The organism is Pseudonocardia acidicola, assembly GCF_012911935.1.
Classification (GTDB): Bacteria; Actinomycetota; Actinomycetes; order Mycobacteriales; family Pseudonocardiaceae; genus Pseudonocardia; species Pseudonocardia acidicola.
This window is the reverse complement of sequence record NZ_JAAXLA010000057.1, coordinates 24,036-44,616: the sequence shown is the minus strand read 5'-3', so window position 1 is coordinate 44,616 and position 20,581 is coordinate 24,036. Positions and strand designations below refer to the sequence as shown.

Sequence of the window (20,581 nt, the reverse complement as noted above, 5' to 3'; positions counted from 1 at the left end):
CGGAAGCTAAGCCCTCCAGCGCCGATGGTACTGCACTCGCCAGGGTGTGGGAGAGTAGGTCGCCGCCGACATCAAACCCGAAAAGAATGGGGTGTGGCCCGCCGCGGATACGCAGCGGGCCACACCCCTTTTTCGGCAGCTCCCTACCGAATCGGTGGGGCCGTTTGTGTGTGGGTGGTCGTTCCGAGGCTGCCTCCCGGGGCAGCTCGCCACAGCGGCTTGGGCCTTTGCCGCCGGCCTGTGCGTGGCCGGCGACGTCATGAATAGGCGATTCACCGCCCGGACAAAGGCGGCGCCAGCGGTGGCCCGCGTGGCTCAGTCGTCGCGCAGCCGGTATTCCCCGCCGTAACCGGCCACCTCGTGCAGGTCGTACTCGTGCACGATCTTCGGCCCGTCGTGCAGGTGCACGTGACGCACGGTGCTGGGGGCGGCGGGCTCTGACGCCGGTCGAGTCCGGACGCGCCCGTCGAGCGGTCCGCCGACGAACCAGTAGACGCGGCTGTGCTCGTCCGGTTCCCGGGCAGGGCCGGGGTTCTCCGCGAGGCGCCGAGGCGCGGCCCGGTCGGCGGGTCCCGTCATGAACGCCGCTCACGCTGGAGCATCTCGAGCATGTCGGGCAACTCGAAGAAGGTCGCCGTGGCGAGCGCCGACTGCTGACCCTGCGCCGGGTCGGCGCCGGCGTCGAGGAGAGCCCTCACCGACTCGGCTGAGCGGCGGAATGTCGCGGCGGTGAGCGCGGTCTGCCCGCGGTCGTTGGCGCGCGCGTGATCGGCTCCGCGGGCGAGCAACGCCGCCACCGTCGCCGGGTGCTCGTGGTAGGCGGCGAGAATCAGCAGGGTGTCGCCCTTGTCGTTCGTGAGGTCGGGCGGCAGCCCTGCATCGACATACGCGGCCAGTTCCTCCGTCCGCCCCTCTCGCGCGAGGTCGAACATCCGATGCGCGAACGCCAGGGTCTCCTCGTCCGGCTCGTTCGGTGCTGCACCGGGTGTCGTCACGTTCGATTCCACACCGTCCACGGTACGGCGACGTGTGGCTGGGTGCTGTCCGTCGTGGGTGGGGTCGGCTCGAGCTCCTCCACCCGGGGACGCCGGCGGCCGGCGTGCCGGCGCCGTCTGCTGCGATACCCGGGTCGCTACTCGTCGTCCAGCCAGCTGTAAGCGGTCTGCGGCGAGACCCCGAGGGCTCTCGCCATCGCCCGGATCTCCAGACCCTTGGCCTTCCCGGCCCGCAACAGTTCCCGCTGCCGCACCCGTAGCCGGTCGATCCGTTCGGCGACCTCGCTCATCTCGTCGAGGAGCGCCACCGCATCGGGGGTGGCGCCGGCCCGGGTCCTTCCTGCGCCGGGCCGCGGGAAGGAACGCACCGCCTCGGCGTCCCACCGGCGACGGCGCTTCTCGTCATAGCCGGGCAATGGCTGGGGGGCCTGTCCGCGAGCGACGTACCCGAGCCAGGTGGGCGTCTTCACGCCCCAGGCCTCGGCGCATTCACGGCTGGTCCAGGTCTCGGTACCGCTGATGGTCGTCGCCCTCCTCGAACGTGACGGTCGTGCTGCGCCGTCGGCGTTCATTGTGGGCGCTCCCGGGAGCCGGTGTGATCACAGCAAAGGTTAGAGGGGCTAAACTTCATCCGTGTCGACTAGCTCGGAGCTCGAGCAGATCCATCAGGAGCCCGACCCGATCCGCCGCGCGCAGCGCGCAGGAATGCTGCTTGCCGCTTTTCGGCAGCAGGCGGCCGAGCTGGCGCGGCTACGCCGAGTTGCGATCGAGGAGGCGCACGATCAGGGCATGACCTACACCGAGATCGCGACGGCCCTCGGTATCACCAAAGGGCGGATCACCCAGATCCGCAACGGCGTCCTGCCTTCGCAGAGCTGAACCGGTGTGGTCACAACGCAGGAGGCGAGCGGAGGTTGACGTGGGCACGGTGCGCTCGCGAGGTGGGCGGCCATGGCTGAACCGAGCGTAGAACGGTTCGAGGCGCTGTTGGCCCCGGACACCGCGGATCTGCTCGACCAGCTCGCAGCGGAGAGCGCCGGTCCGGACACGGCGCTGCGACTCGGAGCCGCCCTTCGCGCCCGGTATCCCACGGAGGTGGTCGTCGAGGCGCTCGCCCAGCACGAGCTGCGGCAGCGCGCACACGCGAAGTTCGACCGGGCCGAGGCCATGTTCTTCACCCGCGCCGGACTCGAGCAGGCCTCCTCGGAGGTGGTGGCCCGGCATCGCGCCCGCCGATACGCGGGCGCGACCCGTGTGGCGGACCTCTGTTGCGGGATCGGTGGGGACCTGATCGCCATGGCCGACGGCCGCGCCGCGGTGGCCGTCGATCGCGACCCGCTGCATCTGCGTATCGCTCGGGCCAACGCCGCGGTCTACGGCGTCGCCGGCCACGTGACATTCCTCGAGGCGGACGTGCGGGAGGCCGATCTGGCCGACGTGGACGCCGTGTTCATCGATCCTGCCCGTCGATCCGGGAATCGACGGCTGCGCGTCGGGGACAGCGAACCGCCGCTGGACTGGTGTGTCGCCCTCGCCGACCGCGTGGGATCGGTCGGCGTCAAGGCGGCGCCCGGTCTCGCGCACGACGCCGTGCCGGCAGGATGGGAACTGGAGTTCATCGCCCTCGGCCGCGACCTGAAGGAGGCGGTCGCCTGGTCCCCGGCCCTCGCCGCCTCCAGCACCCGGGCGACGATCCTGCCCGAGGGGCACACCCTCGTCCCGGCACCCGGCCCGACGGTGCCCGCGCAGGCGCCGGGGGAGTTCCTGCTCGACCCCAACCCCGCCGTCACGAGGGCCGGCCTGGTGGAGGAGCTCGCCCGGAGCCTGGACGCCTGGAAGATCGACGACCAGATCGCCTTCCTGTCCGCGGACAGGCCGTTGCGGACGCCGTTCGGGCGGACGTTGCGGATCATCGACTCCGCGCCTTGGGACCAGAAGAAGCTGCCGTCCCGGCTGCGGCAGCTCGACATCGGCGCCGTCGACATCCGACGACGTGGCTTGGCCGGTGACGTCGGCCAGTTGCACAAGCGGCTCAAACTGTCCGGGACGCGCCGGGCGACCCTGGTCATGACGCGGGTGCGAGACCGGCCGTGGGGGCTGATCTGCGTCGATGTCGACTGAGCCGACCCCGGCATGTTTCCGACAGCCTCACACGAGCCGATGGACCGGAGTCACGATGATGCCGGGTTCCCCGACCGTGGCCGCACAGCGGGTGACCAGCGCGGAGCTGCGCGCCGCCGGGGGCCCGCCGGAGGACCTGCGCGAGGCCCCGATCATCATCGACACCGACATCGGCGGGGACGCCGACGATGCCCTGGCCGTCGCGGCCGCGGCCCGGCACCAACCCCGGTTGGCACTGGTGCTGACCTGCGACGAGACCCGGCCGCCGGTCGGGCACGGGCAGCGGGCCCGCTTCGCCCGGTTCCTGCTCGACGCCCTCGGGCGGACCGATGTGGCGGTGGCCGCGGGCCCTGCGGTGTGGGACACCCGCTACTACTGCGTGGACGGCCTGACTCCGGACCCGGTGCCGCTCGCACCCGATGACGTGGTCGCAGCGGTCCGGGCGGCCTGCGCCGGCACCGAGGGGCCGGTGCGCTGGGTCGGGATGGGCCCGCTGACCAACCTCGCCCACCTGATCGAGGTGGCGCCGGAGCTGGTGGGGCGGCTGCGGGTGACCCAGATGGGGGGAGCGCTCAACTACCGCCACCCCGACCGGGCCGAGCACAACATCCGGCTCGACGTCGCGGCCGCCCACCGGGTGCTGGCTGCGGTCGCCGCGGGCGAGCTGCGGGCCCCGGAGTTCATCGCCTCCGACGTCACCTTCACCCCGGCGCTGCAGGTCACCGCGGAGCACCCGATCTACCGGGCGCTCGCCGCGCCCGCCGCGCCGCCCTGGGCCTCGATTCTGGTCGCACACCTGGACCGCTGGTACGCCGGCTGGCATCCGGCGACGATCCAGCACGACGCGCTGACCCTGTCCGCCGCGCTCGGGCTGCCCTTCGTCGACTCCGCGCCCGTCGCGGTCGCCCTCGACGCGATCGGCCGGATGAGCGAAGACCCCGCGGACGGGGTGCCGCTGCGCCTGAGCCGGGCGGCGGACCACCCGGCGTTCATGACCTGGTTGGGCCGGGCGCTCGACCCGGCCACCGCGGCGGGCGCAGGCCCCTGCACGGCCGGCTGAGGGGGGCACGACGCCGATGTCGGGCGCCGCGTAGTCGATCACCGTGCGGGGCCGGTCCTCGGGGAGCCGGCACCCGGGCGCGGGCTCGCCAGGTGCTCGGACACCGGGCTCCAGATCACGGGTCGGACACGGAGATGTTGAGGAACCCCGGTCCCGACGGCTCGACCGACGTGATCGGTCCGACCCCGGTGTCGTCGAGTGCGGCGGTGAGGTCGGCGGCCGGCCAGGGCGAGTGCGGCGTTCGACGGGAAGTCGGGGTGTTCGGACCGTCGCACCACGGGGTCCGATGCCGCGAGTTCGGGACGTGCGCGGCCGATCGCCCCGGACACAGCGCGGGCGATCCGGTCGAGCAGTGGCGGCACCTCGGGGTCACTCACCGGGAACATCCTTCGTCGGGGACGTACGACCAATCGGATCTCCCGTCCTCGGTCGGCCGTCGCGAGGCGGGCAGGGCACCGACGCGGTGGCCGGCGGCGGGTCCGGTCGAGGCCGAGTGCGAGCGCCGCAGCGGACGGCAGCCCGGGGCGTCAGCCGTCCGCTGCGGCGCGTACGAGCCGCCGCGCCTCCTCGATCTCCGGGGGTGCGGGCACGTCGGGCAGCAGGTCCGTCGCCCCGTGCAGGGCCCGCAGGGTGAGCGACGCCCCGAGGTCCGTGGTCGGCAGCCCGGGGAGCCCGTAGAGCCGGCGGGCCCAGCGGGGCAGCGTCATGAAGCCCAGCGTCGAGATCGCCGAGATCAGCAACTTCGCCTGGGCGGGCGCCGGTCCCCGCGGTACGAGCAGGTTGACGGCCGCGCGGCGGGCCTCGTCGCACACGTACAGCTCGGGGCGGACATCGTCGAAGTACGCGCGCAACCCGGTCCCCGACGCCGGCACATCGGCGGGGTCCAGGCCGATCACCGCGGCGGCCCGGACGCTCTCGGCGACGTAGGCGTCGGCCTCGGTGTCGTCGACGATCCCGGCGCGCCGGGCGACGTCGACGTAGGAGTCGATCTCGCCGCAATGCACCCAGAGCAGGCCGGCCGGCTCGTCGATGCGGAACTCGCGGCCGGTGTCGGGGTCATAGCCACGCAGCCGGCTGTGCAGCCCGCGAACCCGCGCTGCGGCGGCCTCGACGTCCGCGGTGGTCCCGAAGGTACGGGTGCCCACGAATTCGACGGTCCGTTGGAACCGCGGCCATGCCTTCTTCGGATCGAACAGGGCCGAGTTCTGGTAGGTCCCGCGCATCACCCGGGGATGCAGCGACTGCAGCAGCAGCGCCCGCATCCCCGCCACCCACATGACCGGTTCGAGGTGCACCCGCCAGGTGATCGACCGGGGCCCGAACAGTCCGTGATCCGGCTGGCCCATGTACCCAGGACACCACCGCCCTGTCCGCTCCGCGAGCCGGCCGGCCGAACGGGCCGTCACCGGTTCTTGGGCTCGTCGCTCTCACGCACCACCAGCACCGGGCAGGGCGCGCGCTTGATCACGTCTCGGGCCGTGCTGCCCAGCACGATCTCGCTCAGCGCGCCGTACCTGTGGTGCCCCAGCACGATCGACTGCGCGTTGCGCTTCTCGGCCAGCCGCACCAGCGTGCCGGCGACGCTCGCATCGTCGGCGACCGCGAGGCCCTCGGCCGGGAAGCCGGCCTCCTGCGCCATCGCCGCGCCCTTCCCGGCGAGCCGCTTCGCCTCGTCGATCGTCTTCTGCTCGACCTCGACCGCTGTGCGGATCTCGGTGGTGGTCGCCGGGATGTTGGCCGTGAGGATGGGGCCCAGGACCGCCGTGAAGGCCCGATCCGGTTCCACCACGACGACCACGAGCGCCGGTCGCGGCGCCAGCAGCTCCGCCGCTTCGCGCAGCGCCTGCTCCGCCGCCGACGTGCCGTCGAAACCGATGAGGACCGGACCCGATCTCATCCGCTGCTCCTTCGATGAGCGGGCGATGGCTGTGGCACCAGCAGCGAACCGTGCCAGGACCGCGTGATGCGGCGCTTCCGCCCGCCGCGCCCAACCTCTCCCGGATTTTCGGCCCGGCGGGACGGTCGGAATTGCTCCGGTACGACACATTCCTCCCTGATGGGAAGGATCGAGCATTCGTGCACCTGATCGGTGGACCGAATGTCGTGACGACCGGTGGAAGCCCGTGCGGCACCGGCGGGCAATGCGCGAGTGACCGAAACGTGCAGGTCGTTCACGAGGCGGAAACAGTGCGAATCGTTCGCTGAAACAAGTCGAATTGACGATTTCGCAGCTGACGGAATGCGGGAGGACAATGTGATCAACTCAGGGGATACCGCCTGGGTGCTCGCCAGCGCCGCGCTCGTGATGCTGATGACCCCTGGTCTGGCGTTCTTCTACGGAGGCATGGTCCGTAGCAAGAGCGTCCTCAACATGCTGATGATGAACGTCATCTGCCTGGCCGTCGTGGGCGTCCTGTGGTCGCTCTTCGGCTACAGCTGGGCCTTCGGGAATGACGCGTTCGCAGGCCTGGTCGGCAACAACGAGTTCGCCGGTCTCGCGAACACCATCGGGCACCTCGTCGGTGCCGCGACGACCGACCCCGCGACGGGAGCGGTGACGACCCCGTGGCCCGGCGCCGACGCGCTCCCGGCGACGACCTTCGTCATGTTCCAGTTGATGTTCGCGGTCATCACCCCGGCGCTGATCTCGGGCGCGATCGCGGACCGGACCAGGTTCTGGGCCTGGACCGCCTTCGTCGTCGGCTGGGTCAGCCTCTGCTACTTCCCGGTGGCCCACTGGGTCTTCTCGTTCGACGGCTTCACCGGGCCCGGCAACAAGGGCGGCTGGATCACGAACATCCTGAAGGCCGAGGACTTCGCGGGCGGGACCGCCGTGCACATCAACGCCGGCGCCGCGGGTCTCGCGCTGGCCATCGTGCTGGGCCGCCGCAAGGGCTGGCCACGGGAGCGCATGCGCCCGCACAGCCTTCCGTTCGTGCTGCTCGGGGCGAGCCTGCTGTGGTTCGGCTGGTACGGCTTCAACGCCGGCTCCGCGCTGAGCGCGAGTGACCTGGCCGGTGTCGCCTTCACGAACACCACCCTGGCGACGTGCGCGGCCGTGCTCGGCTGGCTGCTCGTCGAGCAGTTCCGCGACGGCAGGCCCACCACCCTGGGCGCGGCCTCCGGTGCGGTGGCGGGCCTGGTCGCGATCACGCCTGCCTGCGGTTTCGTCGCCCCGATGGGCGCGCTCGCGATCGGCGTGATCGCCGGAGCGGTCTGTGCGTTCGCGGTGGGCCTGAAGTTCCGTTTCGGCTTCGACGACTCGCTCGATGTCGTCGGCGTCCACCTGGTGGGCGGCATCATCGGCACCCTGCTGATCGGTTTCTTCGGTACCAAGAGCGTGAACTCGGCCGCGCTGGGCGAGAACGGCCTGTTCTACGGCGGCGGTTTCACCCAGCTCGGTCGCCAGGCGCTCGCCGCGGGCGCGGTCATGGCCTACTCGTTCGTCATCGCGCTGCTCCTGGGCTACCTCATCAGGTTCACGATCGGCTTCCGGGTGGAGGAGGAGGCCGAGGTCGAAGGCGTCGACGAGACCGAGCACGCCGAGACCGGCTACGACTACTCGAGCCTCGGCGGCGGCAGCGGTCCGGGCGCCGCGCGTCCGGTCCCCGCGTCGGCCGGTCAGGTTCCTGCGGCCGCCGGGAAGGAGGGCTGAGCGATGAAGCTGATCACGGCGATCGTCAAGCCGTTCGTACTGGAGGACGTCAAGGGCGCCCTGGAGCAGGCCGGTGTGCTGGGGATGACGGTCAGCGAGGTGCGGGGCTACGGCCGGCAGAAGGGCCACACCGAGGTCTACCGGGGTGCGGAGTACTCGGTGGATTTCGTGCCGAAGGTCCGGGTGGAGGTCGTCGCCGACGACGTCCTCGCGGACAAGGTGGTCGATGCCGTGGTCGAGGCGGCGCGCACCGGCAAGATCGGTGACGGGAAGGTCTGGGTGACCCCGGTCGAGACCGTGGTCCGGGTCCGGACCGGCGAGCGCGGCAGCGACGCGGTCTGAGGGGCGGCAGGTACCGGGCCCGCTGTGCCGTTCGAGGCACAGCGGGCCGCGGGCCCGGGGAGCCCCGCCACGTCGCGGTCCGCCACCCGCTGCGAGGGCAGGTTCACACCCTGGGATCGCCAGACACGAGCTGTGGGCGTGGACTGCCGCTACCCTTGAGGGTGATGCTTCCTGTACCCCACACGATCCATCTCGGGGCCGTCTCCGCTCAGCTGCGACGGGGGGCGCTGCACCTCGCCGAGGTGGTCCTTGCACCCCTCGGGCTCTTCTACCTGTTGCAGATGCTGACGAACTTCACCGGCGGAGTGGTCGCAGCGCTCGGCTGGGCGCTCGCCGTCCTGCTGGTGCGACTGGTCACCCGGACCCCTGTGCCCGCCGTGTTGTTGCTGACCACCGGGCTGCTCGTCGTCCGCTCCGCCATCGGCTTCGCGACCGGCAGCGCGTTCCTGTACTTCCTCCAACCCACACTGCAGAACTTCCTGTTCGCGGCCCTGCTGCTGGCGACGGTGCCGCTGCGACGGCCGCTGCTCGCGCGGCTCGCCGACGACTTCTGTGCCTTCCCCACCACGCTCACCCGCAACCCACGCGTCCAGCGGTTCTTCCGCCGGGTGTCGCTGTTGTGGGCGGTGGTGTTCCTCATGAACGGGGCGGCGACGCTGTGGGCTCTGGCCAAGGCCACGCTGGGCGACTTCATGGTGATGACGACCGCCGTGTCGTACAGCATGGTGGGCCTGGCGGCGCTGGCGTCGCTGCTGTGGTTCCGCCGGGAACTGCGCGGCGAGGGCATTCGGTTGCGGTTCGGCGCGGGCGCCCCGGCCTGATCCGTCGACGCGGTCAGCCGAACCGGTCGGCCGGCCGCACCGTCGTCACCGCGGTTCCACGCAGCGCTGCGCGCGCCGTTCGATCTCGTGGCGCACCCGGGTACCGCGATGGGCCAGCAGCGTGACGCCACCGATCAGGACCACCGCCGAGATCGTCTGGCCGACCAGCACAGGGAGTGAGCTGTCCAGTCGCTCGTCGAGCCAGCTGACCCCGATGGCGATGCCGACCAGTGGATCCACGATCGTGATCACAGCCAGCGCGGGCGCGATGAGGACGCCGTGCTGGAACGTGTTCTGGCTGAGCAGGAACCCCACCGGTCCGAGCACACACACGACGTAGAAGGCGGGGTGCAGGAAGATCTCGGCCGGCGCCCCGGCGCGGATCTGCCCGGTCACGACCTTCATCAGACCGGCGGTGACCCCATAGCACACCCCGGTGGCAAGGGCCAGCGCGGCCACGCGCGCGCCGCGGGCGTATCGCGACGCCACGGCGACACCGAGACAGCCCGCGATGATCGCCGCCAGGACCACCGCCAACGGCAGCAGCCTGGGCAGCCCCGGGAGGGTGGTGGAGCTGTCGCTCGGCCGGGCGAGCGACAGGAACGTCGCCAGCCCGATCACGCAGGCCACTGCGCCGAGGAGGATCTGCCGGTCCAGCCGGCGACGGCCCAACCAGGCCGAGAAGATCGTGCCGAACAGGATGCCCGTCACCAGCAACGGCTGGACCAGGGTCAACGGAGCGAAGGCGAGCGCAACGACCTGCAATGCCAGGCCGAGGACGACGGTCCCCGTCGCCAGCACCCACGTCGGCCGGCGCACGAGGTCCAGCAGCAGCCGCGGGTCGAGGGCGCCGGTGGTCGGCACCTCCTTGGTGGCACGCTGCTGGAGAGCGCTGGCCAGCCCGAAGCTCGCTGCGCCGATCACCGCGGCGGGCACCGCGATGACCAGCACGGCGGGCGCCGAAACCGACACCTCACACCTCCCTCTCGTGGTCGCTGCGTCGCCCGGGGTGCTCCTCGTCCACGACGTCCCTCATTCTCGACGATCCTGCCGTCAACGCGACGCGGAGGCACGCCGCGAGTGGATCGACGCCCGGCTGCTTTCGGCGCTGTTCGGATGTGACAGTTCGGGGCGCCGAGAACTGTGTCGCGGGATGCAGAACTATTCCCGGAATCAGTTCGACGATGACGGTGTGTCATCGACCCGGCCTCACACCGCCGCCACCCGGGAATGGGCGCTGCGCCGTCGGGAACGCGCCGAGAACTTCCCCGTCGCGCTCCGGCTGCTGCCGCGCGACCTGCGCCGCGACCTCCAGGCCGTCTACGACGTCGCCCGGGTCGTCGACGACCTGGGTGACGAGGCCGCCGGCGACCGCACCGCGCTGCTGCAGGGATTCAGCCGCGACCTGGGCGCGATCTGGGAGGGGGCCCGCCCGCGGCACCCGGTGCTGCAGCGGCTGGCGCCGACGGTCGCCCGCCACGGGCTGGACCGCGTCCCGTTCGAGCGCCTGGTACAGGCCAACCTGCTCGATCAGCAGGTCACCCGGTACGCCACCTATGCCGATCTGCGGGGCTACTGCGTCCTCTCGGCGGAGCCGGTCGGCCGGATCGTGCTGGGCGTGTTCGGGGTGTCGTCCCCGGCCGCGCTCGAGCTGTCGGACCGGGTCTGCGCCGCGCTGCAGCTCGTCGAGCACTGGCAGGACGTCGGGGAGGACCACCGGGCCGGGCGGGTGTACCTGCCCCAGGAGGACCTGACCGCCTTCGGGGTCGGCGAGGCCGAGCTGGCTGCCGCGGCCCCGTCGCCGGCGTTGCGGCGGCTACTGGCCTTCGAGACCGGGCGGGCAGCGGAGCTGCTGGACTCCGGCGCACCGTTGGTCGGGTTGCTGCACGGGTGGGCACGGCTGGCCGTCGCCGGCTTCGTGGCCGGTGGTTACGCCGCCGTCGACGCGCTGCGCCGGGCGGACGGCGATGTGCTGAGCAGCAGCCCGCCGGCCCGCCGCCGGGACGTGTTCCGGCACCTGGTGCGCCTGCTCGTCGGATCACGGGGACGGCGGCGAAGATGACGGACCAGGCCACCGGGACCCTCGAGCAGGCCTACCAGCTGTGCGAGTCGATCACCCGGACGCAGGCGCGGAACTTCTACTACGGCATCCGGTTGCTGCGCCGGGACCAGCGCGCGGCGCTGTGCTCGGTGTACGCACTGGCCCGCCGGATCGACGACATCGGCGACGGTGATCTGCCGGACCCCGACAAGCTCACCGCCCTGGCGGACGTGCGGAGCTCCCTGCCGGAGCCGGGCCGGGCGGCCGACCCGGTGCTCGCCGCCGTCGCCGACGCCGCGCGTCGGCTGCCGATCCCGCTCGAAGCCTTCGACGAACTGATCGACGGCGTCGAGATGGACGTGACCGGCCGCCGCTACGCCGGCTTCGACGAGCTGGTCGGCTACTGCCGGTGCGTCGCGGGTTCGGTCGGCCGGCTGTGCCTGGCCGTGTTCGACAGCCGGCCGGACCCCCGCGCCGCCGGGTACGCGGACGCGCTGGGCATCGCGCTGCAGCAGACGAACATCCTGCGCGACATCAGGGAGGACCTCGGCACCGGTCGGATCTACCTGCCCCAGGAGGACCTGGACCGGTTCGGCGTGACCCTGGCGTTCGACCGGCGGGGCAACCTGACCGACCCGGACGGGGGCCTCCGCGCGCTGATCCGGTACAGCGCCGACCGGGCCCGGCGGTGGTACGACGAGGGGCTGCGGCTGGTCCCGCTGCTGGACCGGCGCAGCGCGGCGTGCTGCACCGCGATGTCGGGCATCTACCTTCGCCTGCTGGACCACATCGCCGCCGACCCGAGCCGGGTGTTCGACCAGCGGCTGTCGCTGTCGGGATGGCAGAAGGCGGGCGTGGCGGCGCGGGCGTTGTCGGGACTGCCGACGTGACCGCCACGACGCGGCGGGTGGCGGTGGTCGGCGGCGGACTCGCCGGCATCACGGCGGCGCTGCGCTGCGCCGACGCCGGGTGTGCGGTCACGCTGTTCGAGGCCCGTCCGTACCTCGGGGGGCTGACCCACTCGTTCCGCCGCGGCGAGTTGCAGGTCGACAACGGCCAGCACGTGTTTCTGCGCTGCTGCACCTCCTACCGGGCGCTGCTGCACCGGCTCGGGGTCGCCGACCGCGTGAGGCTGCAGCCACGGCTGGCGATCCCGGTCCGTTCTCCCGGCGCCGACCGCGCGGTGTGGCTGCGCCGCCGTCACCCGCTGCCGGCGCCGGCGCACCTGGCCGGGGCGCTGCTGCGGTACCGCCCACTGAGCCCGGGCGAACGGGCCCGCTTCGCTCGGGCCGCGCTGGCGTTGCGCCGGGTCGATCCGGCGGCCCCGGCCACCGACCGGCGAAGCTTCGGGGACTGGCTGCGCGAGCACGGGCAGAGCGATCGGGCCGTCGCCGCGTTGTGGGATCTGTTCGGTGTGGCCACGCTCAACGCGCCCGCCGACGGGGCGTCACTGGCCCTGGCCGCCACGGTGTTCCAGCTCGGGCTGCTCACCGATCCGGCGGCCGCGGACATCGGCTGGTCCCGGGTGCCGCTGCGGCGGCTGCACGGTGACCCGGCCCGGATCTGCCTCGCGGCCGCGGGCGCCGAGGTGCGCACCGCGACCGCGGCGCGCGGCATCGAACCGCGGGACGGCGGCTGGCGGGTGATCACCGACGCCGGCGCGACCGTGGTCGATCAGGTGGTCCTCGCCGTGCCGCCGGGGCCGGCCGAACGGCTGCTCCCAGCGGGCAGCGTGGAGCAGGCCCCCGGCTGGTCCCGGCGGCTGGGCAGCGTCCCGATCGTCAACGTGCACGTGGTCCTCGACCGGCCCGTGCTCGACGTGCCGTTCGTCGCCGGGATCGGCACGCCGGTGCAGTGGGTGTTCGACCGCACCGGCCCGTCCGGGTCGGCCGAGGGCCAGTACCTCGCGGTGTCGCTGTCCGCCGCCGACGAGCTCGTCGGGGTCCCGACCGCGGCGCTGCGGGCGCGGCTGCTGCCGGAGCTCGCCGCCCTCCTCCCGGGTCTGCGTGACGCCACGGTGCGCGACTTCTTCGTCACCCGCGAGCGGCACGCCACGTTCCGCCCGGCACCCGGCTCCGCGGCGCTGCGACCGCCGGGGCGGACCGCGGCCCGTGGGCTCGTCCTCGCCGGTGCGTGGACCGCCACCGGGTGGCCGGCGACGATGGAAGGCGCCGTGCGCAGCGGTGAGGCCGCTGCCGCGCTGCTCGACCGGAGCGCGCCCGACGCGCACCCGTCGTGGTCCGCACACCCCCCCGCTCGGTCTCCGACAGGAGTGATGCCATGAGCGCCGACGTGCTCCCGCTCGCCGACGCGGCGATACCGGCCGCACTGCACGACGCCCGGGACGGGCTACGGCCCGCCATGGAGGCGGCGGTCGCGCGACTGGACGACGCCACGTCCGCGATCGTCTCCTACCACCTCGGATGGACTCGCATCGACGGCGTTCCGGTCGAGCGCGGCGGGGGAAAGAGCCTCCGGCCTGCGCTGGCCATGCTGTCGGCACGGGCCGCGGGTGCACCGGCCGACATCGGGATTCCCGGTGCGGTCGCCGTCGAACTGGTGCACAACTTCTCGCTGGTGCACGACGACCTCATGGACGGCGACACCCGGCGCCGGCACCGACCCGCGGTGTGGACGGTGTGGGGTGCGGAGGGCGCCATCCTGACCGGTGACGCGCTGCTCGCGCTGGCCCAGGAGGTGCTGCTGGACTGCGCCTCGCCGCACCGGGCCGATGCCGCCCGGCTGCTCGCCGAGACCACCCGGCACCTCGTTCGCGGGCAGGTGCAGGACCTGGCGTTCGAACGCCGTGCCGAGGTCGGCCTGGCGGAGTGCCGGGACATGGTCGCGGGCAAGACCGGCGCCCTGCTCTCGGCGAGCGCCGCGATCGGCGCCGTGCTGGCCGGTGCACCGCCGGCGATCGTGGACGCGTTGTCGCGCTTCGGTGCGCAGCTGGGCATGGCGTTCCAGCTCGTCGACGACCTGCTCGGCATCTGGGGCGATCCGGCGGCCACCGGCAAGCCGGTGTTCTCCGACCTGCGCGCGCACAAGCGGACCCTGCCGGTGACCTACGCCGTGACCCACGGTGGGCCGGCCGGGCAGGAGCTGGCCGGTTGGCTCGCCACCCCGGCCGACCGGACCGGGAACGGTTCGGGCGACGACGAGGCCGCGCTGCGGCGGGCCGCCGGGCTGGTCGAGAAGGCCGGCGGCCGGCGCTGGGCCACCGCCGAGGCCCGGCGCCGCGTCGGCGCCGCCGAGGACGCGCTGGCCGCCGCCGGCATGCCCGACGGGCCGCGCGCGGAGCTGGCCGCCCTCGCCCGTTTCGTCGCGACCCGGGAGGTCTGATGCCGCGTACCGCCCCGGCCGCCGCCACCGGCGCCGGTGTGCCGGGTCCGCCCGCCGCGGCGCTGGACGCGGCGGTCCGGCACCTGTGCGGGTTGCAGCACCCGTCGGGGTGGTGGAGGGGCGAGCTGGCCACGAACGTGACCATGGAGGCCGAGGACCTGCTGCTGCGCGAGTTCCTCGGCGTCCGCACCGCCGCCCTCACCGAGGAGACCGCGCGCTGGATCCGCTCGCAGCAGCGCTGCGACGGCACGTGGGCGAGGTTCCACGGCGGCCCCGGCGACCTGTCCACCACGGTGGAGGCGTGGGTCGCGCGAGGGCGTGCCGGCGTATCTGATCGACGACGTCGGCGAGATCGACCTGCGGTGGCTCGCGGGCACCATCCGTGTCGGCCTCACCGCCGGCGCCTCGGCTCCGCCGCACCTGGTGGACGAGGCGTGGACTGTCTGGCGGACCTCGGGCCGGTGACGACCCGGGAGACCCGGCTGACGGACGAAGACGTGACGTTCGCACTGCCTCGAGAGGTGACCTGATCATGGCCATGCCGCTGCGTCAGTCCCTGCGGTTGGGCGGCTTTCTGCTCAAGCAGAAGCTGCTGCGCCGGGACAAGTTCGCCCTGCTGGTCGAGCTCGAGCCACTGTTCGCGTGCAACCTCGCGTGCGCGGGCTGCGGCAAGATCGCCCAGCCCGCCTCCCTGCTCAAGCAGCGGATGCCGGTCGAGCAGGCGGTCGGCGCGGTCGAGGAGTCCGGTGCCCCGATGGTGTCGATCGCGGGCGGCGAGCCGCTGATGCACCCGCAGATCGACGAGATCGTCCGGCAACTGCTGGACCGCAAGAAGATCGTGTTCCTGTGCACCAACGCGCTGCTGCTGCCCAAGCACCTGCACCGGTTCACCCCGCACCGCGACTTCGCCTGGATGGTGCACATCGACGGGCTGCGCGAGCGGCACGACGCGTCGGTGCGCAGGACGGGCGGCTTCGACGCGGCCGTGGAAGCCATCCGGATGGCCAAGGACGCCGGGTTCCGGGTGATGACGAACACGACGTTCTTCACCACCGACACCCCGCAGGACGTCGTCGACGTGCTCGACTACCTCAACGACGAGCTCGGCGTGGACAACATGCAGATCTCCCCGGCCTACGCCTACAGCAAGGCGCCGGACCAGGAGCACTGGCTGGGGGTGCAGCAGACCCGGGAGCTGTTCGCGACGTCGTTCGGCGACGGTCGGCGCAAGCGGTGGCGGCTCAACCACTCGCCGGTGTTCCTCGACTTCCTGGAGGGCCGCCGCGAGCTGGAGTGCACCGCGTGGGGCATCCCCTCGTACTCCCTGCTCGGCTGGCAGCGGCCGTGCTACCTGCTCGATGACAGCTACGCGCAGACCTACCAGGAGCTCATCGAGGAGACCGACTGGTCGGCGTTCGGCCGCGGGCGCGACCCGCGCTGCGCCAACTGCATGGCCCACTGCGGATACGAGCCCACGGCGGTGATCGCGACGATGGGGTCGTTGCGGGAGACGATCCGCGCAGTCGTGGGCGGGTGAGATCCGGTGTCCTCGCTGCTGGAGCAGCTCACCGGCCCTGCCGACCTGCGGCGGCTGCCCGCGGCCGCGCTGCCGGAGCTCGCAGCGGAGATCCGGGAGATGCTCGTCGGCTCGGTTCCCCGCACCGGGGGCCACCTCGGGCCCAACCTCGGCGTCGTCGAGCTCACCATCGCGCTGCACCGGGTGTTCGACTCCCCGCGGGACGCGATCGTCTGGGACACCGGCCACCAGGCCTACGTCCACAAGCTACTGACCGGGCGCAGGGACGGCTTCGCCCGGTTGCGCCAGGCCGGTGGGCTGTCGGGCTATCCGAGCCGCGCCGAGAGCGAGCACGATCTGGTGGAGAACTCGCACGCCTCGACCGCCCTGTCCTACGCCGACGGCCTGGCGAAGGCCTTCGCGCTGCGCAGCCAGGCCGAGCGGGCCGTGGTGGCGGTCGTGGGCGACGGGGCGCTCACCGGCGGGATGTGCTGGGAGGCGTTGAACAACATCGGCGCGGCCCCCGACCGCGGTGTGATCATGGTGCTCAACGACAACGGCCGTTCCTACGCCCCGACGGTCGGCGCGGTCGCCGGGCACCTGGCGGCGCTGCGCCGCCGTCGGGTGTCGCGCTCGGTGTTCGAGGAGTTGGGCCTGGCCTATCTCGGTCCGGTCGACGGGCACGACATCACGGCGACCGAGCAGGCGCTGCGCCGGGCCCGGGCGCTGGGCCGGCCCGTCGTCGTGCACTGCGTGACGGTCAAGGGCAAGGGCCACCGCCCGGCCGAGGACGACGAGCTGGACTGCATGCACACCGTGTCCCCGCCCGGCTCCGGCGCGCCGACCTGGACCGGGGTGCTGGCCGACGAGCTCGTCGCGATCGGCCGGGCGCACCCGGAGGTGGTCGCCCTGACCGCGGCGATGCTGCAGCCGACCGGGCTGGGGGAGTTCGCCCGGGCGTTCCCCGATCGGGTCTTCGACGTCGGGATCGCCGAGCAGCATCTGTTCGGCTCCGCGGCCGGCCTGGCGATGGGCGGGCTGCACCCGGTGGTCTGCGTGTACGCGACGTTCCTGAACCGGGCGTTCGACCAGCTGCTGCTGGACGTCGCGCTGCATCGGCTGCCGGTCACCGTCGTCCTCGACCGCGCCGGGGTCACCGGTAACGACGGGCCCTCGCACAACGGGATGTGGGACCTGTCCCTGCTCGCTGTCGTTCCGGGGATGCGGGTGGCGGCGCCACGCGACGCCGCGCAGCTGCGCGCGCTGCTGCGCGAGGCGGTCGATCACCCGGGACCGACCGCGCTGCGGTTTCCCAAGGGCGATGCCGGGGAGGATCTCCCCGCCCTCGACCGCATCGGCGCGGCCGACGTGCTCGCCCGTCATGGGTGCGGCGGTGTCCTCGTGGTGGCGGCCGGGCCGTGCGCGCGGGCGGCGGTGGAGGCGGCAGCCCAGCTCGTGGGGGCGGACACCGACGTCACCGTGGTCGACCCGCGGTGGCTGCTGCCGGTGGACCCGGCGCTCGCCGGCCTCGCCGACCGCTACCGGCTGGTGGTCACCGTGGAGGACAACGGCGGGGCCGGAGGATTCGGCGATGCCCTCGCCCGGGCGGTGCGCGCCACCGGGTCGGACGTGCCGGTGCGGAGCGTCTGCCTGTGCCAGTCGTTCCTCCCGCACGGCTCTCGTGGGGACCTGCTCGCCGACCACCGGATCGACGCCGCAGGCATCGTGCGCGCCTGCCGCCCGCTGCGCCCGGACGGCCGGAGCCCGGTCGCCGATGTGAACACCGTCATGGCCTGAGAGCGGCCACCGGCAGGGTGGCCGCGGTGCACCTCACCGGGCCCGGGTGTCGCGGGCGGCGTCGTCGCGGTGCGCCGGGCGCGGCGACGCCGCCCGCTGCTCCCCGGTGTCGTCCTCGGCCGCTCCCCAGGCCAACGCCAGCAGCAGGGTCGCCCGCGACGCGGGGTCGGCCAGCGCAGAGCCGAACAGCTCACGCAGTTGAGCGAGCCGATACCGGACGGTCTGGGGGTGCACGTGCAACTCCGCGGCCACGGCCTGGCGATTGCCCATGTGCATCAGCCACGAGGTGAGGGTGGCCGCCAACCGCTCCCGGGTGGGCTCGGGAAGGCTGTCGAGCGGGGCGAGGTACTGCCGGCGCAGCGCGGCCAGCAGCCTCTCGTCGTGGTGCACGATGATCGCGTCGAGATGCTCGTCGACGAACAGCGGGTCGTCGTCCAGCACACGCGCGCGCCGGAGCCGGACCGCCAGTTCCGCGAAGTGCAAGCTGGCGGGCAGACGGTCGAGAGGAACGCCGGCGCCGACGACGGCGGCCGTTCCGCGCAGGACCTCCGCCAGCCGGGAGCGGCGCCCGGGGCCGGACGGATCCGGCACGATCGCGATCAACGCGTCGGGGCGCCGCACCCGCAGGCAGGAGTCGTCCAGGCGGGCGAGCGACGCCCGGCCGACCTCGTTGTCGGGATCGACCACGATGACCGCGGCCCCGCGCGGCATCGGCCAGTCGGCCCGTGCCGCGGCGGCCCGCACGGCGGCGGAGTCGGAGCGGTCGGACAGCAGCAGCTCGCCGAGTTCCTCGCGCAACCGCTCCCGGGCATGCGCGTCGTCGGACTGCGCCTGGACGTACCCGTGCAGCGACGCCGTCGAGAGCTGATCCACGGCGGCGAACACGGCCCCGGCGAGCGCGGCGAAGGCCTCGACCGGGATGCCGAGCTGCAAGGCCGACTCGGCGACATGCCGCCAGGCGACGGTGGCGCCGATCCGGTACGCGGCGAGCAGGCTGGTGATGTCCCGGCCCTGCCGGTGGTGCAGACGTCCGATCTCCTCGAACAGCGCCTGTTCCATCCCGGCCCCTGGCGCGGACGCCGTGGGGTTCTCGACGAGGCCGACCAGCCTGCCGACGTAGCCCTCGGACACCGCGACGACCTCGTCGATCTCCTCGGCGAGGAACGCCGCGTAGTCCGGATGCTCTGCCTCGAGCAGCACCCGGACCTCGTCGAGAATCGCCGGCATCCGATCGACGATCGCCGACACGAGGTCGCGGAGCCGGGCGTTGTCGCCTCCTGCATTCATGCGGCCCCCAAAGTGTCGTGCGCGTTCTGCCTCGGCCTCCGGCACCGACTGCGGCAGCGTGGAGGCCACCACAATGGTCCGCCCAGGCCTCCGATGCCAGTGCGCGAGGCCTGGCAACCGAGGGCCGCGCAGCCCTGAGCGCGATGCTGCTGGCAGGCCGCCGGGCGCAGCGAGGGTAGAGCCGAACAGCGATCGGCGCTGTCGGGTCCGGGGTGCGGGGCGGCCTGCGATGGGGGATCTCCATACTCGGTGCGTGTCGGATCCGAAATCGGTGACCGTCGGTTCCGGTCCGTGGGCGCCGGCCAGGAGGCAGCCGTGAGCACGTCATCGTCCAGCGCGGGCGCGGGCCCGCAGCGGCTGCCGCGCCGGCTGGGGGTGTTCGACGCGGTGGTGATCGGCCTGGGGTCGATGATCGGCGCCGGCATCTTCGCCGCTCTCGCCCCAGCGGCCAGGGCGGCCGGATCCGGTCTGCTGCTCGGGTTGGCCGTGGCCGCGGTGGTCGCCTACTGCAACGCGACCTCCTCGGCGCGACTGGCCGCCCGCCATCCGGCGTCGGGCGGCACCTACGTCTACGGCCGGGAGCTCCTGGGGGACTTCTGGGGTTACCTGGCCGGGTGGGGGTTCGTGGTCGGCAAGACCGCCTCCTGCGCGGCGATGGCCCTCACCGTGGGCTTCTACGTCTGGCCGGCGCAGGCGCACGCGGTGGCGGTCGCTGCGGTGGTGGCATTGACGGCGGTGAACTACGCCGGGGTGCAGAAGTCGGCCTGGCTCACCCGGACCATCGTCGCCGTCGTGCTCGCGGTCCTCGCCGCGGTGGCCACCGTCTGCCTGACCTCGCCGAGCGCGGACCCGGCCCGGCTGGACGTCGGTGCGGACGCCACGCTCGGCGGCGTGCTGCAGGCGGCGGGCCTGCTGTTCTTCGCCTTCGCCGGGTACGCGCGCATCGCCACCCTTGGCGAGGAGGTCCGCGACCCGCAGCGCACCATCCCCCGCGCGATTCCTCTCGCGCTGGGCATCACGCTGGTCGTCTACGCGGCGGTCGCGGTCGCGGTCCTGTCCGTGCTCGGCCCGGCGCGGCTGGGCGCGGTCGCCGCGCCGCTGGCCGAGGCCGTCCGGGCCGCGGGCGCGCCGTGGCTGGTCCCGGCGGTCGGCGTCGGTGCCGCGGTCGCCTCTCTCGGGTCGCTGCTGGCGCTGATCCTGGGCGTGTCCCGCACCACCTTCGCGATGGCCCGCGACCGAAACCTGCCGCACGCCCTGGCCGCGGTGCACCCCCGATTCGGGGTGCCGCACCGCGCGGAGCTGGCCGTGGGCGCGGTGGTCGTGGTGCTCGCGGCGACGGTGGACGTGCGCGGGGCGATCGGGTTCTCCTCCTTCGGCGTGCTGGCCTACTACGCCATCGCCAACGCCGCGGCGTGGACCCTGACCCCGGCGGAGGGCCGGCCACCGCGCGCCGTACCCGGGCTCGGCCTGGCCGGCTGCGTGCTCCTGGCCTTCGCCCTGCCGGTCTCCTCGGTCGTCTCCGGCGCCGTCGTGCTGGCCCTGGGGGCCGCCTCCTACGGCCTGCGCCGCGCCCTGGTCCACCGCTGACCGGCCGCGCCGCGACC

20 protein-coding genes, 1 rRNA gene and 1 pseudogene are annotated in these 20,581 nt (G+C 73.1%); 15 read left to right on the top strand and 7 right to left on the bottom strand.

Features of this window, described 5'->3' with window-relative positions; all coding sequences use genetic code 11:
• Window positions 1–71: ribosomal RNA gene (rrf, locus tag HF526_RS37635) — 5S ribosomal RNA — on the top strand; the annotation flags it as partial.
• Window positions 72–315: 244 nt separating this feature from the next.
• Here the strand turns inward: rrf and HF526_RS24775 are convergent.
• The 3 genes from HF526_RS24775 to HF526_RS24765 all read right to left on the bottom strand — a co-directional run bounded on the left by HF526_RS24775 (window position 316) and on the right by HF526_RS24765 (window position 1,465).
• Window positions 316–579: a hypothetical protein gene (locus HF526_RS24775; protein ID WP_169383934.1), complete on the bottom strand. Its 264-nt coding sequence runs from the start codon at window positions 577–579 to the stop codon at window positions 316–318.
• Window positions 576–1,007, bottom strand: coding sequence for an ankyrin repeat domain-containing protein (locus HF526_RS24770; RefSeq protein ID WP_420821652.1), 432 nt, complete (start codon window positions 1,005–1,007; stop codon window positions 576–578). The genes HF526_RS24775 and HF526_RS24770 overlap by 4 nt, the downstream gene beginning before the upstream one ends.
• 125 nt (window positions 1,008–1,132) lie before the next feature.
• Window positions 1,133–1,465 (bottom strand): RNA polymerase sigma factor, encoded by a 333-nt coding sequence (locus HF526_RS24765; protein WP_338051717.1) that lies wholly within the window; start codon window positions 1,463–1,465, stop codon window positions 1,133–1,135.
• Window positions 1,466–1,628: 163 nt separating this feature from the next.
• Between HF526_RS24765 and HF526_RS24760 the strand changes: the two genes are divergently transcribed.
• The 3 genes from HF526_RS24760 (at window position 1,629) to HF526_RS24750 (ending at window position 4,176) form a co-directional block, all read left to right on the top strand.
• Window positions 1,629–1,874 (top strand): sigma factor-like helix-turn-helix DNA-binding protein, encoded by a 246-nt coding sequence (locus HF526_RS24760; RefSeq protein ID WP_169383965.1) that lies wholly within the window; start codon window positions 1,629–1,631, stop codon window positions 1,872–1,874.
• A 72-nt stretch (window positions 1,875–1,946) separates the two neighbouring features.
• Window positions 1,947–3,116, top strand: a complete 1,170-nt coding sequence (locus HF526_RS24755) for a THUMP-like domain-containing protein (RefSeq protein ID WP_169383964.1) — start codon at window positions 1,947–1,949, stop codon at window positions 3,114–3,116.
• Window positions 3,117–3,174: 58 nt separating this feature from the next.
• On the top strand, window positions 3,175–4,176 hold the full coding sequence (locus tag HF526_RS24750; RefSeq protein WP_239029110.1) for a nucleoside hydrolase: 1,002 nt from the start codon (window positions 3,175–3,177) through the stop codon (window positions 4,174–4,176).
• Window positions 4,177–4,703: 527 nt separating this feature from the next.
• On the opposite strand, the gene HF526_RS24745 is transcribed toward HF526_RS24750, so the two are convergent.
• Window positions 4,704–5,522 (bottom strand): oxygenase MpaB family protein, encoded by an 819-nt coding sequence (locus HF526_RS24745; RefSeq protein ID WP_169383962.1) that lies wholly within the window; start codon window positions 5,520–5,522, stop codon window positions 4,704–4,706.
• A 56-nt stretch (window positions 5,523–5,578) separates the two neighbouring features.
• Window positions 5,579–6,073, bottom strand: a complete 495-nt coding sequence (locus tag HF526_RS24740) for a universal stress protein (protein ID WP_169383961.1) — start codon at window positions 6,071–6,073, stop codon at window positions 5,579–5,581.
• Window positions 6,074–6,430: 357 nt separating this feature from the next.
• Here HF526_RS24740 and HF526_RS24735 point away from each other — a divergent pair, with 357 nt between their 5' ends.
• The 3 genes from HF526_RS24735 (at window position 6,431) to HF526_RS24725 (ending at window position 8,994) form a co-directional block, all read left to right on the top strand.
• The gene (locus HF526_RS24735; protein WP_169383960.1) at window positions 6,431–7,831 is read left to right on the top strand and encodes an ammonium transporter; all 1,401 of its coding nucleotides are present in this window, start codon (window positions 6,431–6,433) and stop codon (window positions 7,829–7,831) included.
• Window positions 7,832–7,834: 3 nt separating this feature from the next.
• Window positions 7,835–8,173 (top strand): P-II family nitrogen regulator, encoded by a 339-nt coding sequence (locus HF526_RS24730; RefSeq protein ID WP_169383959.1) that lies wholly within the window; start codon window positions 7,835–7,837, stop codon window positions 8,171–8,173.
• Between the two features lie 164 nt (window positions 8,174–8,337).
• A complete protein-coding gene (locus HF526_RS24725; protein ID WP_211177751.1) occupies window positions 8,338–8,994 on the top strand; it encodes a VC0807 family protein in 657 nt (218 codons plus the stop codon).
• A 45-nt stretch (window positions 8,995–9,039) separates the two neighbouring features.
• Here HF526_RS24725 and HF526_RS24720 read toward each other — a convergent pair whose 3' ends face one another.
• Window positions 9,040–9,966: a DMT family transporter gene (locus tag HF526_RS24720; protein ID WP_338051716.1), complete on the bottom strand. Its 927-nt coding sequence runs from the start codon at window positions 9,964–9,966 to the stop codon at window positions 9,040–9,042.
• Between the two features lie 220 nt (window positions 9,967–10,186).
• On the opposite strand from HF526_RS24720, the gene hpnC reads away from it, so the two are divergent.
• The 7 genes and pseudogenes from hpnC to HF526_RS24685 all read left to right on the top strand — a co-directional run bounded on the left by hpnC (window position 10,187) and on the right by HF526_RS24685 (window position 17,690).
• Window positions 10,187–11,056, top strand: a complete 870-nt coding sequence (hpnC, locus tag HF526_RS24715) for a squalene synthase HpnC (RefSeq protein ID WP_338051715.1) — start codon at window positions 10,187–10,189, stop codon at window positions 11,054–11,056.
• Entirely contained in the window at window positions 11,053–11,925 is an 873-nt protein-coding gene (gene hpnD / locus HF526_RS24710) for a presqualene diphosphate synthase HpnD (protein WP_169383957.1), read from the top strand. Before hpnC ends, hpnD begins: the two co-directional genes overlap by 4 nt.
• Window positions 11,922–13,319, top strand: a complete 1,398-nt coding sequence (gene hpnE / locus HF526_RS24705) for a hydroxysqualene dehydroxylase HpnE (RefSeq protein WP_338051714.1) — start codon at window positions 11,922–11,924, stop codon at window positions 13,317–13,319. Before hpnD ends, hpnE begins: the two co-directional genes overlap by 4 nt.
• The gene (locus HF526_RS24700; RefSeq protein WP_169383955.1) at window positions 13,316–14,377 is read left to right on the top strand and encodes a polyprenyl synthetase family protein; all 1,062 of its coding nucleotides are present in this window, start codon (window positions 13,316–13,318) and stop codon (window positions 14,375–14,377) included. The genes hpnE and HF526_RS24700 overlap by 4 nt, the downstream gene beginning before the upstream one ends.
• Window positions 14,377–14,703: pseudogene (locus HF526_RS35715) on the top strand (squalene--hopene cyclase); the annotation flags it as partial. The gene HF526_RS24700 and the pseudogene HF526_RS35715, both read left to right, overlap by 1 nt.
• A 206-nt stretch (window positions 14,704–14,909) precedes the next feature.
• Window positions 14,910–15,914 (top strand): adenosyl-hopene transferase HpnH, encoded by a 1,005-nt coding sequence (gene hpnH / locus HF526_RS24690; protein ID WP_169383953.1) that lies wholly within the window; start codon window positions 14,910–14,912, stop codon window positions 15,912–15,914.
• A 6-nt stretch (window positions 15,915–15,920) separates the two neighbouring features.
• Window positions 15,921–17,690: a 1-deoxy-D-xylulose-5-phosphate synthase gene (locus HF526_RS24685; protein WP_169383952.1), complete on the top strand. Its 1,770-nt coding sequence runs from the start codon at window positions 15,921–15,923 to the stop codon at window positions 17,688–17,690.
• Window positions 17,691–17,723: 33 nt separating this feature from the next.
• Here HF526_RS24685 and HF526_RS24680 read toward each other — a convergent pair whose 3' ends face one another.
• A complete protein-coding gene (locus HF526_RS24680) occupies window positions 17,724–18,977 on the bottom strand; it encodes a PucR family transcriptional regulator (RefSeq protein ID WP_169383951.1) in 1,254 nt (417 codons plus the stop codon).
• A 408-nt stretch (window positions 18,978–19,385) separates the two neighbouring features.
• Between HF526_RS24680 and HF526_RS24675 the strand changes: the two genes are divergently transcribed.
• The gene (locus HF526_RS24675; RefSeq protein WP_239029115.1) at window positions 19,386–20,564 is read left to right on the top strand and encodes an APC family permease; all 1,179 of its coding nucleotides are present in this window, start codon (window positions 19,386–19,388) and stop codon (window positions 20,562–20,564) included.
• The last annotated feature ends 17 nt before the right edge of the window (window positions 20,565–20,581 follow it).

What these genes read in the sequence shown, in the direction of transcription:
- HF526_RS24675 (WP_239029115.1), top strand. Translation starts at nt 19,386, where the DNA reads ATGATCGGCGCCGGCATCTTCGCCGCTCTCGCCCCAGCGGCCAGGGCG.
- HF526_RS24775 (WP_169383934.1), bottom strand. Translation starts at nt 579, where the DNA reads ATGACGGGACCCGCCGACCGGGCCGCGCCTCGGCGCCTCGCGGAGAAC.
- HF526_RS24730 (WP_169383959.1), top strand. Translation starts at nt 7,835, where the DNA reads ATGAAGCTGATCACGGCGATCGTCAAGCCGTTCGTACTGGAGGACGTC.
- HF526_RS24750 (WP_239029110.1), top strand. Translation starts at nt 3,175, where the DNA reads ATGCCGGGTTCCCCGACCGTGGCCGCACAGCGGGTGACCAGCGCGGAG.
- HF526_RS24680 (WP_169383951.1), bottom strand. Translation starts at nt 18,977, where the DNA reads ATGAATGCAGGAGGCGACAACGCCCGGCTCCGCGACCTCGTGTCGGCG.
- HF526_RS24725 (WP_211177751.1), top strand. Translation starts at nt 8,338, where the DNA reads ATGCTTCCTGTACCCCACACGATCCATCTCGGGGCCGTCTCCGCTCAG.
- HF526_RS24700 (WP_169383955.1), top strand. Translation starts at nt 13,316, where the DNA reads ATGAGCGCCGACGTGCTCCCGCTCGCCGACGCGGCGATACCGGCCGCA.
- hpnH (WP_169383953.1), top strand. Translation starts at nt 14,910, where the DNA reads ATGGCCATGCCGCTGCGTCAGTCCCTGCGGTTGGGCGGCTTTCTGCTC.
- HF526_RS24755 (WP_169383964.1), top strand. Translation starts at nt 1,947, where the DNA reads ATGGCTGAACCGAGCGTAGAACGGTTCGAGGCGCTGTTGGCCCCGGAC.
- HF526_RS24745 (WP_169383962.1), bottom strand. Translation starts at nt 5,522, where the DNA reads ATGGGCCAGCCGGATCACGGACTGTTCGGGCCCCGGTCGATCACCTGG.
- hpnD (WP_169383957.1), top strand. Translation starts at nt 11,053, where the DNA reads ATGACGGACCAGGCCACCGGGACCCTCGAGCAGGCCTACCAGCTGTGC.
- HF526_RS24740 (WP_169383961.1), bottom strand. Translation starts at nt 6,073, where the DNA reads ATGAGATCGGGTCCGGTCCTCATCGGTTTCGACGGCACGTCGGCGGCG.